This window comes from Limibacillus sp. MBR-115 (assembly GCF_040549425.1).
GTDB classification, from domain to species: Bacteria; Pseudomonadota; Alphaproteobacteria; order Kiloniellales; family CECT-8803; genus Limibacillus; species Limibacillus halophilus.
This window is the reverse complement of the sequence record NZ_JBEPTJ010000001.1, coordinates 118,507-132,721: the sequence shown is the minus strand read 5'-3', so window position 1 is coordinate 132,721 and position 14,215 is coordinate 118,507. Positions and strand designations below refer to the sequence as shown.

Sequence of the window (14,215 nt, the reverse complement as noted above, 5' to 3'; positions counted from 1 at the left end):
GCCTCCGACTAGGCAGTTCAACAGCACGGTCGCTTAGATTCCGACCTTGCTCCACCACCCCTTTTTACGGGGTTTGTCTTCAACCTTATCGACGTCGATGACGACACCGGGGAAAGCAGGCTCATCAGGTGCCGCTTTCGGTTCCGGAGCCGGTGTAGGGGCTGGTTCCGGAGTAGGTTGGGGCTCGGCGGCCACAGGCTTGCTCGTTTCAGCCGGTGCCTCTCCATTGGTTACCGGCTCAACTGCCGTTTGGGGCTTCTTGCGGGCACGGCTTCGGCGTTTCGGTTTCTCGGTCGCCGCTTTCTCCGACTCAGCGGCAGGTTCGGCTTCCACGACGTTCGTTTCGTCGGACGCTGCGGTCTCTACTTCCTGCTGTCCGCTCTCGGCTTCAGCGACCGGTGTCTCAGCAGCATCCGTAGGTTGCGCCTTTCGGCGGCTACGGCTGCGGCGGGGGCGCTTTGCCTTGGTCGTTTCTTTTCCGTCCTCCGACTGGGCTTCTGCTTCCGAAGGTTCAGAAGCCGTGACAGTCTCCGAGGCCACCTGTTCGATCACTGCAGCGCGATCATCCGTCTCGCCGGCGTCGGGAGCACGCTCCGCTGGCTGCGCGTCGGCGGATTCCATCCGGATGTCCTGATCGTCCTGACGCTTGTTGCGGCGCCGACCACCACGCTTGCCGCGACGACGCTTCTTCCGGGTGCGCTCCCTATCTTCCGACTCCTCGTCGTGCGCCGGGCCTTCCCGATGGGCTTCCTGGACGGCGTTATCGGACTCGCTGATGTCGTCGGGGGCTGGTGCGGCGATGGTCTCCGTCTCGCGCTCCTCCGAACGACCACGGCCGCCGCGACGACCGCGCCGGCGGCGGCCTTGGCGTTCACCGTCCGAATCGTCTCGACGGGCGTCCCGGGCTCCATCTCTGGGCGTATCGGCGCTTGAAGTCCCTTGAGTGTCAGGCCCGGCGTCACGCTCAGCTTCCGAAGTGGCGTCCTGGGTCGAACGACCGCGACGGCTCTGGCCGCTTTCCTGGGCTTCCTGTGTGCCGTCGCGACGCAAGCGGTAATCGGGCGCGGTAAGGCGGTCGTCCGCCTCGATAATGGCGCGAAACTGATAGCGGCTTTCGATCATGCCGAGGTGGTCGCGCTTTTGATTTAGAATAAAGAGGGCGACAGCGGTCGGTACGGCCAAACTTATTTCACCTTGCCCGCGTTTGATGCCTTCTTCCTCAAGCATACGGAGCATCATCAGCGCTGTTGATTCGACCGAGCGTAGACGCCCGGTTCCACCGCAATGTGAGCAAGCCTCCGTCGAGGTTTCCACCAGGGACGGTCGTAACCGCTGCCGGGAAAGCTCTAACAGTCCGAATGGTGAGATGCGACCGAGCTGGATACGAGCCCTATCGGATTTCATTGCCTCCTTCAGGCGGCGCTCGACTTCCCGGTTGTGCCGTGACTCGTCCATATCGATGTAATCGACAACGACCAGTCCTGCGAGGTCGCGCAGGCGCAACTGGCGCGCAACCTCGTCGGAAGCCTCCAGATTGGTTTTGAGGGCAGTTTCCTCGATATGCCGTTCCTTGGTTGAGCGACCGGAGTTCACATCGATGGCCACCAGAGCCTCTGTCTGGTTGATCACCAGATAGCCGCCGGACTTCAACTGCACGACCGGCGTGTGAATCGCGTCGAGTTGGTATTCCACCTGGAAGCGGTGCAGCAGCGGAATCCGCTCGTCCTTGTACTGCTTGATCTTGCGAGCATGGCTCGGCGCAAGCTGCTTCATGAAATTCTTGGCCGCTTTGTAGGCATCATCGCCCTCGACCAAGATCTCTTCAGTATCGCGGCTATAGAGATCACGCAGCGAGCGCTTGATGAGATCGCCTTCTTCATGGATCAGTGCCGGGGCATTCGACTGGAGCGTTTGCTCGCGAATTTCGCTCCACAAGCGAATCAGGTACTCGTAGTCGCGCCGGATTTCTGCCTTGGTGCGTTCGCTACCGGCGGTGCGGACGATGACCGCCATGCCCTCAGGTATCTCAAGCTCGTTGACAACCGTTTTTAGACGCTTTCTGTCAGGAGCATTTGAAATCTTGCGGCTGATGCCGCCGCCGCGCGGCGTATTCGGCATCAAGACGCAGTAGCGTCCCGCCAGCGAAAGGTAGGTCGTCAATGCCGCGCCCTTGTTGCCGCGCTCTTCCTTGGTTACCTGGATGAGCAGCACCTGACCGCGCTTGATGACTTCCTGAATTTTATACTTGCGCAGGAAATGGGCGCGACGGCGCGCGGCGTCATCGGCTTCGTCGCCTTCCAGCGTATCGACACTTGATTCCGTTTCAACTTCTTCGACCCGGCCTGAATTGCCGTTTTCATCGCTGTCGGCTTTGCTGCGCCGACGGCCTGATTTGGGCTTTTCAGTCTTTGTCGGTTGCTCTGCTGCGGCTTCCGCAATTTCGCTATCGCCATTGCCGGAGTTGCGTGTTCTGGCTTCTTCGGCGATCAGCGCTTCGCGATCAGCAACAGGAATCCGGTAGTAGTCAGGGTGTATCTCGCTAAAGGGAAGGAAACCGTGGCGGTTTCCGCCGTAATCTACAAATGCCGCTTGTAGCGAGGGTTCGACCCGCGTCACCTTGGCCAGGTAAATATTTCCTTTTAGCGGCTTCTTACCTGCCGCTTCGACATCAAACTCGTCTAGACGATTTCCGTCCAGCACCACCACCCGTGTTTCCTCCGGGTGGGTGGCATCGATCAACATACGCTTGACCATTAAAATGCATCTCCTCAACGCGCCGAGCGTCGACCCCTCGCGAGAGGGGACGCGGCGCGCGCCATTCCATAAGGGAAAGGACTGAGGCGCGCGACCACTGTGCCTGGAAGAAATGAGCCATCTTTTCCGCTCCTCGCGCTCTACCTCGGTCCAACATGACCGACCTGGCAATATGCCACAATCGTCCTTCGTTCCGCGACGCCTGCGCTGCCGCAGAACGTCAAACCCGCTTGTTGGCTTACCGAACCCAGAGGGCGTTCTTGCATTGCAGCAATAGCACTGCAGACTGCCGCACCTGGAACTGTGACGGTCTCTAGCGCGCCGCCCGTGACCTTTTCGCTTTTCGGCTGAAAGTCCGGCGGCGGTCCTGACGACACACTTCGGAAGACGGGCGTACCTTACGCTGATACGGGGTTCAGGCTCAATGGAAAAACGTGCTCGCCCCTTTCCAAGCATTTTCAAGCTTTGTGTTGTCGAATCATAATGATACGCGGTATAGTTCGCCGAAACATGTAAGAACGGCTTCTATGCGCGGGGAAAAAAGTGGGCGCCGTGGTTCGAATTCTACTGCTTCTTTTGGTCTTTTTGTTCGCCGTACCGCTGGCGAACGCGAAGCCGTCGGTAAGTGACATTCGAATCGGCGTCCATCCTGACAAGACCCGTTTTGTCCTGGAACTGAGCGAAGAACCGGCCTACCGGGTGTTCACACTGCCCAGACCTTACCGGGTTGTCGTGGATTTGCCTGAGCTTGAATGGAGCCTGCCTCAGGAGATGGCGCAACAGCAGGGGGGCCTGATAAAGACCCTGCGTTATGGCCTGTTCGCACCTGGAACATCACGTGTGGTTCTGGACTCACAGGGGCCGCTTGAAATCATCAGCGTGTTCTTGTTATCGCCAAACGAAACCAGCAAACACCGGTTGGTAATCGATATGAAGCCCGTTGCGGCGAATGCGTTTGCCGCCACGCAACAGCCTTACACCTCAAGCAAGCCGCTGCCAAAACCCAAAGCCGTGGTCGTGCGTTCCAACGATGGCGTCAAGGACAGTCGTGTCACGATCGTCCTCGATCCGGGCCATGGCGGCGTTGATCCTGGAACGATAGGTGTCTCTGGCATTTACGAGAAGGAAGTGGTCCTGACCTTTACCAGGGACTTAAAGGACGCATTGGATGCGACGGGCCGCTACAATGTCTTGCTGACGCGCGACCGGGACATCTTTGTCAAACTATCCGACCGTCGAGAAACTGCGCGCCAGGCGGGTGCCGATCTCTTCATATCCATCCATGCGGACGCTCACAATGACCGCAGTCTTCGGGGAACTTCGGTTTATACCCTATCAGAGACTTCTTCTGACGAGGTCGCCGCTCAATTGGCAGCGAAGGAAAACAAAGCCGATTTGATCGCAGGCGTCGAACTGGAAGGGCAACCCGACGAGGTATCGAACATCCTGTTGGACCTGACGCAGCGGGAAACCATGAACCTCTCCGCCCGGTTTGCGACCATGCTGGTCGAGGAGCTGAAAGGTAAGACCCGGTTGCTGGGTAACACACACCGTTTTGCCGGATTTGTCGTTCTTAAGGCACACGATGTGCCGTCACTCCTTATTGAGCTTGGTTTTCTGTCAAATCGCGATGATGAGCAACGACTGCGTTCCCAGGCCGAGCGCAAGAAGCTGGTTACCAGTATTGCAAGTGCCGTGGACCGGTACTTTTTCTGGCAGCAATCCATGCGCTGAGGCGCCTGGTTTTCTTCAGGCTTTGCCTCTCTGCCCCATTCCTGTCATCTTGCCGCGCCAAAATGCATGAGAGACAATCTTTTTGCCGTTTCCTCCGGACCATCTGGCGGGGGTTGCGAGCGAGCAAAGACGTGGCTTTGGAATGATTAGAAAATTCTTTCTTTGGTTGGTTGGTCTGGGATTCACCGGTTTAGTGCTGGCCGTGGCCGCGGTGTTGGGGGCTTTCTGGTATTTCGGCCAAAGCGTTCCCGACCATAGCCAGCTTGCCGGATATCAGCCGGCCACGGTAACGCGGGTTCACGCCGGCGACGGACGCCTGCTGGCGCAGTTTGCCGTGGAGGAACGCTTTGCCGTCCCTATTTCAGCAATTCCCAAGCGTGTTGTGGCCGCATTCCTGTCGGCCGAAGATAAGTCGTTCTACCAGCATCCAGGAATCGATCTTCCCTCGATCGGTGCTGCCGTTATCAAGAATGTTCTTCTGGTCGTTCAAGGCCGTAGACCGGTCGGTGCTTCGACCATCACACAACAGGTAGCAAAAAACTTCCTGCTCACCAACGAGGTGTCCATTGAGCGGAAAATCAAGGAAGCGATCATCGCGCTCCGCCTGGAGCAGGCCTACAGCAAGGACCGAATTCTCGAACTTTATCTAAATGAAATCTACCTTGGGCGCAGCGCGTACGGCGTGGCGGTCGCAGCGCTCAACTATTTCGATAAGTCGCTTGATGAGTTAACGGTTGCCGAGGCGGCCTATCTGGCGGCCCTTCCCAAGGCCCCAAACAACTACAATCCAATTACCAAGAAGCCCGCGGCGTTGGCGCGTCGGAATTGGGTTCTCGATCAAATGCGGGATAATGGCTACATCGACGCAGAGCAGGCAGCGGCGGCCAAGGCCGAGGATCTTGTCGTGCGTGAGCGCGGCGGCGCGGCCCGTGCACAAGCCGATTACTTTGTAGAAGAAGTTCGGCGCGAGTTAGCGGGTCTTTACGGCGACGATGTCCTCTATAAGGGTGGATTATCGGTGCGCACCACCCTCGACCCGCAGCTTCAGGGTTCTGCTGACAAGGCATTGCAGGATGGCTTGATAGACTACGACCGGCGGCATGGCTGGCGCGGTCCACTTGCCCAGTTGGACTCCGTGCCTGAGGCGTGGCATGCAGCCGTGGAGGCCTTTGAGCGACCGGTCGCGGCCCTGCCCGAATGGGAAACCGCACTCGTGCTCGCGGTGCAGGATACAGGTGCGGTTCTGGGTTTCGCGGATGGCCGTCAGGGGCATTTGCCGTTTTCGGAATTAACCTGGGCGCGGCCGTGGCTAGAGGAACAGAAAGTGGGTGCGCGGCCGAAACGCACTGCAGATGTTTTGACTGCAGGCGATTTTATCTTAGTCGAGGCAGTTGTCGAGGATGCCGAGGGAGAGGCCTATCCGGAAAACAGCTATGGGCTACGCCAAATCCCTGCGGTCAATGGCGGTATTGTCGCAATGGATCCGCACACCGGCCGCGTGCTGGCTATGTCAGGCGGTTTTTCCTTTGGGGCCAGCGAGTTTAATCGCGCGACGCAGGCGACCCGGCAACCCGGATCGGCCTTCAAGCCTTTCGTCTATCTGGGAGCTTTCGAGGAAGGCTTCACGCCCGCGACCATCGTTTTGGACGCTCCCATCACGATTGATCAGGGTGAGGAGCTGGGGAAATGGAAACCGGCGAACTACAGCGAGGAGTTCTACGGGCCGTCACCATTGCGCCTCGGGGTCGAGAAATCGCGTAACCTCATGACCGTGCGGTTGGCTCAACAGGTAGGGATGCGCAAGGTCAAAGAGGTCGCCGAACGCTTCGGGATTGTGGACAATCTGGAACCGGTTCTGGCTATGGCGCTAGGATCCGGAGAAACCACTGTACTGCGTTTAACGAGAGCCTATTCCGAATTGGTGAATGGCGGTAAGGCGATTGAGCCGACCTTCATTGATCGTGTGCAGGATCGTCAAGGGCAGACGATATTCCGACATGACCAGAGGCGTTGTGAAGGCTGTTTGGCGGATGTGTGGCAAGGGCAGGACGTGCCGGTGCCGCCGGATACACGCGCACAGCTTGCCGATCCCGCCGTCGTCTATCAGATCGTCTCTCTGCTAGAAGGGGCGGTGCAGCGCGGCACGGGTGTTCGTCTTCGGGAGTTGGGTATTCCGCTCGCGGGCAAGACCGGCACCACTAACGACAGCCGCGACACCTGGTTCATGGGATTGACTCCCGATCTGGCCGTCGGTGTTTTCGTCGGCTTCGACACCCCCGTTCCGATGGGGGCGAAGGAGACCGGTTCCAGTGTCGCCCTTCCTGTCTTCAAGGGTTTCATGGCGCAAGCGATGCAACAACGACCGGTTGTCCCTTTCCGTATTCCGCCGGGTATACGATTGGTGTGGGTCGATCGCTTCACGGGTGAGCGCAGCAACCCAGGTGCCGAGGACGCAATTTTGGAAGCCTTCCAGCCAGGCACTGAACCGGCCTTCGGGGAGGCGCCGCGGGTCTTGCCAGACGTTGGATCGGCGGTTGCCCCAAGCGCCGCGGGAACGGCGCCCGCTGCCGGCGACAAGCCTTTGCCGCCAAGTCCCAGCACTACCGGTACCATTGGCAGCGGTATCTATTGAGATGATGACATTTTATGCAAGGCCGAGGGGTTGCACCTCTTGCCCAATGCAATGCCTGCACCTAGATTGTCGGCATTAAAAAGGAGCGTTTACGCATGACGGTCAAAACGGCCAAATTCATGATCGGCGACGTGGTGCGGCATCGCCACTACGATTTTCGCGGCGTGATTTTCGACGTTGATGCCATCTTCTCGAACACCGATGAGTGGTGGGATGCCATTCCCGAAGAAGTGAGGCCCAGCAAGGATCAGCCGTTCTATCATCTCCTCGCGGAAAACGAGGAGACGACTTACATAGCCTATGTTTCGGAGCAGAATCTGCTTCCAGACGATAGCGGCTTGCCGGTGTCGCATCCGGATGTCGGCGATTTCTTTGAAGATCTGGAAAACGGGCGCTACGTGCCCAGAGTTCAGCAGGTCAACTAACGGTTTGAATCGTTTTGTGCCCGGCGCTGTTGCGACTTGCGGAAGCCGACGCCGAAGAAGAGGGATTTATCCATGCGCGCAGAAACCCAAGCGGTGGTCGACGAGCTTAAGCAGTCGTTGGCTCTGCTGAGGAGGCATCTTTGACTGGGATGTCTCGCTGGCCAGGCTTGATGAACTAAACGCTGCCGCTGAGGATCCCAGCCTTTGGAACGACGCTGCCCGCGCTCAAGCAATGATGCGCGAACGCACCCGTTTGGAACAGTCCATTGGCGGATACCGCGAACTCGAGCAGGGCTTGGAGGACTCGGTCACGCTGATTGAGCTAGGCGAGCTGGAAGAAGACAAGGGCGTCATAGAAGAGGCGGAAAAGGAACTTTCGCGCCTTCTGTCGGTGGCTCAGAAGCGCCAACTTGAAAGCCTGTTATCGGGCGAAGCGGACGCCAATGATTGCTATTTGGAAGTCCATGCAGGCGCAGGAGGAACCGAAGCTCAAGATTGGGCGGAAATCCTGGTGCGCATGTACAGCCGTTGGGCCGACGCGCATGGCTACAAAAGCGAATGGCTCGAAGAAAGCCCCGGTGAAGAGGCGGGGCTGAAATCGGCAACGCTGTTAATCAAGGGACACAATGCCTACGGATGGCTGAAAACCGAAACCGGCGTGCATCGGCTGGTTCGCATCTCACCGTTTGATTCGCAGGCCCGCCGGCACACCTCATTTGCCAGTGTATGGGTCTATCCGGTCGTCGACGACAATATCGAGGTCGAGATAAACGACAAGGACGTCCGCGTTGATACCTATCGGGCTTCAGGAGCTGGCGGTCAGCACGTGAACAAGACGGATAGTGCGGTTCGCATGACCCATATGCCCACCGGCATCGTCGTGCAGTGCCAAAACGACCGATCGCAGCACAAGAACCGGGCACAGGCTCTGGCGATGCTCAAGGCGCGTCTCTATGAGCACGAACTGCAGAAGCGAGAGGAAGTCGCCAACGCCGAAGCAGAACAGAAGACCGACATTGGTTGGGGCCACCAGATTCGGTCCTACGTTCTGCAGCCGTATCAGATGGTCAAGGATCTGCGGACCGGCGTGGAGAAAGGCAACGCCCAAGGCGTTTTGGATGGCGACATTGACGACTATCTGGAAGCAGCCCTTGCCCAACGGCTTGACCGGGGAGCCTCGCGCACGGACAAGGAACAGGCGTGATCTAGCGTCAGTGAGTACGTCCGTAGAATGTCAGTCTGGCGGCCTCCGACAAAGCGACGCCCGGCTTTGAGTTGTAAGCAAGAACCACGAGGATTCGCGTACGCTCGCCTTCGTTCGGCGTCACTCTGTGGATTGCGTTTCTCCCACGAAAGAGAACCAGCGCGCCAGGCTCCATGGCCAGGCGTTTGGCGGCAACCCTGCCGTCCAGAACCGCTTCCACGCCCTTGAAGTTCATATCACCGGCGTCCGCGTTGCGAACGGCACCGATGTATTCGAACTGGCCACCGCGTTCGGCCGGTTGGATCATCAGGGTGATGGCGAAGGACGAGTTGTCGAAGTGCCACCCCAGTTCCTGACCGGTCTTGGCGTAGTGTATGTTAATCGACGAAAGCGGGTCGGCGTAGGGGTATAGACCCGCTTCGCCAAGGACCGCGCAGAGAAAATCCTGAAATTCTGCACTATCATAAAGAGTCCGCAGGACGGAGCCCTGAGGAATCTGATCGTCGGTGATGCAGCCTTTCGAGGACTTGATGGGCCGGTTGCGAGGATGATCCGCCGGAAGGTCAGGGTCCGGCGGGCTGAGATAAACCGTATGAGTTTGTTGACAAAAATAGGCTTGATGCAGCCCCGTATCACTCTCTCGCTTTACAGAGTCGATGGCTTCTTGCGTCAGAAAACCCGGCATGACGAGGACGCCGTTGCTGTTCAGATCGCTGTGGCAAGTGAATCTGAAATCTCGGTCCAGAATTGGAAATTTCTCGAGATCAACGATCCGCCGAAGGTCCATGATCGTCTCCTAAGCCGCTATCAGAAATAATGCCAACCACGCTCGTATGATTGTCGATCTTGCAAAAAGCAGCGTACCAACTCAAACCGGAAAGCTCTCCGTCGTTCCTGTTCAAAACCCTTGGCGCCCAGTGAAGGGTTTGCCGGTTAAAAGCGTGACAAGGTGTCCCAGCATCAAAATGAAGCCAAGCAATCCGATGAACTGTAATCCGGTGTAGGGAATCAGGCGCGGCTGGCCGGGCGGCGTCTCGCGGCGGGACATGAGGTTGCAGAACACCATGAAAACGCCAAATGCTGCCAGTGCCACAACGGTTGCGGTCAAACCCATTACAGGCCTTTCTCCTCTATCAGCCGTTGAGGCATCGCTCACTCAAGGGCTCGTAGTAATCGGGTGGTAATCCCGCCTCGGTGCGCGCAGATTCATTAAACGGCGGCTTCACCAGGCCGCGGAAATGAAGGCGTACAAGGCTTTGCCATGCGGCCTTCGGATCGGCCACGCCGCGCGTTTCACAAAGCCAGAGGAACCATCGTTTGCCAATCGCTACATGCCCGATTTCCTCATGGGCGATGATTTCCAATACAGTGGCGCTGTCGTGGTCGCCTGCGTTGGTGAGCTTGGCGATCATGGCAGGCGTTACATCCAATCCACGCGCTTCCAGGACCATCGGCACGATGGCAAGGCGTGCGAGCAGGTCATGGGCGGTTTCCTCGGCGGCTTGCCATAGCCCGTCGTGGGCCGCGAGGTCGCCATAGCCGCCCCCCAGATCGCCTAAGCGGCTTTGGAGCATTTGGAAGTGCTTGGCCTCGTCATTTGCCACGGCGACCCAATCGTCAAAGAAAGCGCGCGGCAGAGTTGTCGCCTCGGCAAAACGGGCAACCATGTCCCAGGCAAGATCGATTGCGTTCAACTCGATATGGGCGAGGGCATGCAATAGCGCGAAGCGACCGACGGGCGCGGCAGTGATTTTTCGTCTGGGCACCTCGCGCGGCGGGCGTAGCGCGGGTGTGACCGGACGCGCAGGGCGGTCGGGTGCCCCCGCGGCACCGACTTCGCCGATACTCCCGGCACGCCACGCAGTCGCTAGGTCGCGGCTCGCCGCAGCCTTTGCGTCGGCATCTGCGGTGCGTAACACCGCACGAGCGCCCTCGGTTAACTGTTGCAAGCCCTTTAAACCTCTCGGGCGGCGGCCAGAACTTCCTCGACGTGCCCCGGCACCTTTACCTTACGCCAGATTGAGGCGATCTTGCCCTCGGCATCGATCAGGAAGGTGGCGCGGTCAATACCCATGTACTTTCGGCCGTACATGGATTTCTCGACCCAGGTGCCGTAAGCCTCGCATACAGAGCCGTCCTCGTCGCTAACCAGCGGAAAAGGCAGTTCGTACTTGGCCTTGAATTTATCGTGCTTGGCGACGGAATCCTTGGAGACACCGATCACCATCGCATCGATCCCAGTGAAGTCGGGCAGGCTGTCGCGAAACCCGCAGGCCTCTTTCGTGCAGCCCGGCGTATCGTCTTTAGGATAAAAATAGAGGACAACCGTCTTGCCCTTAAGTCCGGATAAACTGATGCTGCCGCCGCCATCGCTTGGCAAGGTGAAATCCGGTGCCTTATCTCCAACATTCAAGGACATTCGCTGACTTTCCTTCTTCCGTTTTCAGGTTTGAGTTTCCGGCGCCAAGGCCTTTGCTGGGTCGCCGATGAATGACATGTAACTGGAAAGAACGAGATCGTTTGCTGCTTTCAACTTGTCTCTCAGGGCGTCAAAATCAAGCGCTCCGCCAGCCCGGGCAAGCACATCTTTCAGTCCCTGTGGTGCGGTCTCTTCGTCCAATTCCCCCTTCAAGGTCAGGCGCAGCAAGCTTTGAAGGGTTAATAGCAGGCCCCCGGCTTCACAAAGGTTTTCGGCGTCGGTCGGATCGAGAAAGCCAGCCTCCGCCAGTTTTCTCAAAGCCTCGGGGGTGTTGCCGGTCAGGATATCGGGCCGCTCGGCACAGTGGCGCAGCAGCAGGTATTGGGTGAGAAACTCCAAGTCAACGATCCCGCCGCGCCAATGCTTGATGCTCCAGGGAGTCTTGGCGGTATGTTCCTTGGCCATGCGCTCGCGCATCGAAGCGACGTCCGCCAGCAACCTGTCGTTGTCACGGGGAGCGGTCAATATTTCCCGGATCGTCTGTGATATGCGCTCGCCAAGTTCGGCATCTGCCGAAACCACGCGGGCACGGGTCAGAGCCATATGCTCCCATGTCCAGGCTTCGCTGGTCTGATAGCGCCGGAAGCCGTCAAGTGTTAGAGCCAGCGGTCCTTTGTTGCCCGATGGCCGCAAGCGCATATCGATCTCGTAGAGACGACCCTCGCCGGTCATGGCGGAAACGGCGGTAATCAGGCGTTGGCCAAGACGCGCATAGTACTGGCTGGCTGCCAGCGGTTTTGCGCCGTCGGAGGGATGGTTGCTGTCAGCGTCGTAAAGGAAAACCAGGTCGAGGTCAGAGGTGGGTGTCATCTCTCTTGCGCCCAGTTTGCCCAATGCTACAACGGCCATACCCGCCTGACTGGCGGTACCGTGTTGTGTGGAAATCTGCCGGGCGACGGCATGGTGCAGGGCACCAATCGTTACCTCAGCGATGTCGCTCAGCGCTCGGGCCGCTTCTTCGTTGCCGCAGGCTTGTCGCAACAGTTGGACGCCCACCTGGAACTTGCGGTCATTTGCCCATTGCCGTGAAAGCTCCAGCACGTCTTCAAAATCTCGCGCCTGTTCCAAATTGCCGGAAAGTTCCGTTCTTAAGGCCTCCGTATCGGGCACGGCATCAAAGAAATCTCCCGATAGAACGGCGTCGAGCAATCCTGGCCGCCGACTGAGATGCTCGGCTAGCAGGGGGGCGCTACCCATAACCTCCGCCAGCAAATCAAGGAGCGAGGGATTGGCGTGGATCATTGAAAACAGCTGTACGCCTGCGGGCAAGCCCTGCATGAAGGCGTCAAATCGCAGTATCGACTCATCCGGGTCAGGCGTGTCCGCAAGCTCTTGTAGCAGTGTCGGCATGATTTCGGTGAGAATCTGCCGGGCGCGGGTCGCGCGCAGTGCCCGGTAGCGGCCATGGTGCCAACCTTTTACCAAATTGTAGACGCGCTCGCCGTCGGAAAAGCCCATGTCGGTCAAGGTCGTCATGGTGTCGGGGTCCGGCTCGCCGCCGGTAAAGACCAGATTCCCACGCTCCGCCAAATCGGCTGATTCTTCAAACAGCGCCGCGTAGTAGCGCTCAACGGTTTCCAAGATGGCAATCAGATGCCGACGAAATGCGGCGACTTCGTCAAAACCCAAGAAGGCCGCCACCTCCGCGAGTGCCTCCGGTTGAGTCGGAATGCTGTGAGTCTGCTGGTCCTCAATCATCTGAAGGCGATGCTCGATGCATCTTAGCTCTCTGTACGCCTGGGTCATATCTTCAGCGGTCTTGGGTTCTATGCGCCGGTTTGCTGCCAGCAATTGCAGCCCCTCAAGCGTTTGCGATGTGCGTAACGTTGGATCGCGACCGCCGTAGATTAGCTGCTGGGTCTGGACGAAAAATTCGATCTCGCGTATCCCGCCGCGACCGAGCTTGATGTTGTGGCCCTCGACCGCGATTTCCTTGCCGCCCTTGGCCGCATGTATCTGGCGTTTGATCGAATGAATGTCCTGGATGGCCCAAAAGTCCAAGTTTCGACGCCAGACGAAGGGCCGAAGCGAACGCAAAAACTCGGCTCCCAGCTTGCGGTCGCCGGCGACGGTGCGCGCCTTGATCATGGCTGCCCGCTCCCAATTCTGACCCAAGCTCTCATAGTAGGTTTCAGCAGCTAAGTAGGTCAGGGCAAGCGGCATGGCCGCCGGGTCGGGGCGCAGGCGAAAGTCGGTTCGGAAGACATACCCATCCGCCGTTCGCTCATCCATTATGCGTGCCACATCCCGCGTCAGCCGAACGAACAAATCCTGATGGTCGCGTTTTCCGGTCAGCGGCGCCCTATGGGGGTCATAGATGGCAATCAAGTCTATATCGGAGGAATAGTTGAGCTCTTTCGCGCCTAACTTGCCCATTCCCAGGAGAAAGTAACCGACGCTGGACAGTGGGTCTTCGCCTTCTTGAAACTCCAGTTCTCCACGCTGCGCAGCTTGACGCAGCAAGAAGGTGAGGGCGATATCCAGGGCCAGTTCAGCAAAATCGGACAGGGCTGCGGTTATGAGTTCCAACGGTTGCGCCGCCGTGATGTCAATCACCCCCACGGCCAGTGCCATCCGCCGCTTGGCCTGCCGAAGCGCACGCATCACGGCAACTTGATTTTCTGCCTGTTCCACCTCGTCAACCAGACGCACATTCGACGCATCGAGCGCGGGCGGCCCCTTTTCGAAGAGCAACGCGGTGAAACCCGGGTCCGCGAGCGCGCAAGCGGAAAGGTGCGGAGAATTGCCGAAAATCACCTCCAACAACAACCGGCTATCGGCTGACTCTACCAGGGTTTGCGCGGCGGTATGCCAGGGCTCGCCCTCGCTCCGTTGCAGGTTGTCCAGCCACTGTTCCAGGCAACGCTCCGCACGAGGACGGTTGCCCACAAGTAATTTGGTATTATCCTGCAAAAAAGCGCTGTGCATTGCGGCTCCCGTATATGGCATGGCAAGAGTGTGAAGGAAGCCCCTCAGGGTCAAGCCCG

10 protein-coding genes are annotated in these 14,215 nt (G+C 58.4%); 4 read left to right on the top strand and 6 right to left on the bottom strand.

The window, feature by feature from the left end:
• Window positions 1-33: 33 nt before the first annotated feature.
• The gene (locus ABIE63_RS00580) at window positions 34-2,754 is read right to left on the bottom strand and encodes an Rne/Rng family ribonuclease (protein ID WP_354501767.1); all 2,721 of its coding nucleotides are present in this window, start codon (window positions 2,752-2,754) and stop codon (window positions 34-36) included.
• 552 nt (window positions 2,755-3,306) lie between these two features.
• On the opposite strand from ABIE63_RS00580, the gene ABIE63_RS00575 reads away from it, so the two are divergent.
• From ABIE63_RS00575 to prfB, 4 genes are all read left to right on the top strand, one after another.
• A complete protein-coding gene (locus ABIE63_RS00575; protein WP_354501765.1) occupies window positions 3,307-4,488 on the top strand; it encodes an N-acetylmuramoyl-L-alanine amidase in 1,182 nt (393 codons plus the stop codon).
• A gap of 142 nt (window positions 4,489-4,630) precedes the next feature.
• A complete protein-coding gene (locus tag ABIE63_RS00570) occupies window positions 4,631-7,120 on the top strand; it encodes a penicillin-binding protein 1A (protein ID WP_354501762.1) in 2,490 nt (829 codons plus the stop codon).
• Window positions 7,121-7,215: 95 nt separating this feature from the next.
• A complete protein-coding gene (hspQ, locus tag ABIE63_RS00565) occupies window positions 7,216-7,545 on the top strand; it encodes a heat shock protein HspQ (RefSeq protein WP_183415303.1) in 330 nt (109 codons plus the stop codon).
• A gap of 72 nt (window positions 7,546-7,617) precedes the next feature.
• A protein-coding gene (gene prfB, locus ABIE63_RS00560; protein ID WP_183415302.1) for a peptide chain release factor 2 occupies window positions 7,618-8,749 on the top strand; the annotation gives its coding sequence in 2 pieces (ribosomal slippage) (window positions 7,618-7,686 and window positions 7,688-8,749; 1,131 coding nt in all).
• A 7-nt stretch (window positions 8,750-8,756) separates the two neighbouring features.
• On the opposite strand, the gene ABIE63_RS00555 is transcribed toward prfB, so the two are convergent.
• The 5 genes from ABIE63_RS00555 to ABIE63_RS00535 all read right to left on the bottom strand — a co-directional run bounded on the left by ABIE63_RS00555 (window position 8,757) and on the right by ABIE63_RS00535 (window position 14,156).
• Window positions 8,757-9,536, bottom strand: a complete 780-nt coding sequence (locus tag ABIE63_RS00555) for a 2OG-Fe(II) oxygenase (RefSeq protein WP_354501758.1) — start codon at window positions 9,534-9,536, stop codon at window positions 8,757-8,759.
• 111 nt (window positions 9,537-9,647) lie between these two features.
• Window positions 9,648-9,863 carry a hypothetical protein gene (locus tag ABIE63_RS00550; protein WP_183415299.1) on the bottom strand — a complete coding sequence of 72 codons (216 nt, stop codon included), beginning with the start codon at window positions 9,861-9,863 and terminating at the stop codon, window positions 9,648-9,650.
• A gap of 19 nt (window positions 9,864-9,882) precedes the next feature.
• Window positions 9,883-10,698 (bottom strand): ferritin-like domain-containing protein, encoded by an 816-nt coding sequence (locus ABIE63_RS00545; protein WP_354501755.1) that lies wholly within the window; start codon window positions 10,696-10,698, stop codon window positions 9,883-9,885.
• A 5-nt stretch (window positions 10,699-10,703) separates the two neighbouring features.
• Window positions 10,704-11,168 carry a thioredoxin-dependent thiol peroxidase gene (gene bcp / locus ABIE63_RS00540; RefSeq protein ID WP_354501752.1) on the bottom strand — a complete coding sequence of 155 codons (465 nt, stop codon included), beginning with the start codon at window positions 11,166-11,168 and terminating at the stop codon, window positions 10,704-10,706.
• A 24-nt stretch (window positions 11,169-11,192) separates the two neighbouring features.
• A complete protein-coding gene (locus ABIE63_RS00535) occupies window positions 11,193-14,156 on the bottom strand; it encodes a bifunctional [glutamine synthetase] adenylyltransferase/[glutamine synthetase]-adenylyl-L-tyrosine phosphorylase (RefSeq protein ID WP_354501749.1) in 2,964 nt (987 codons plus the stop codon).
• Between the last annotated feature and the right edge of the window lie 59 nt (window positions 14,157-14,215).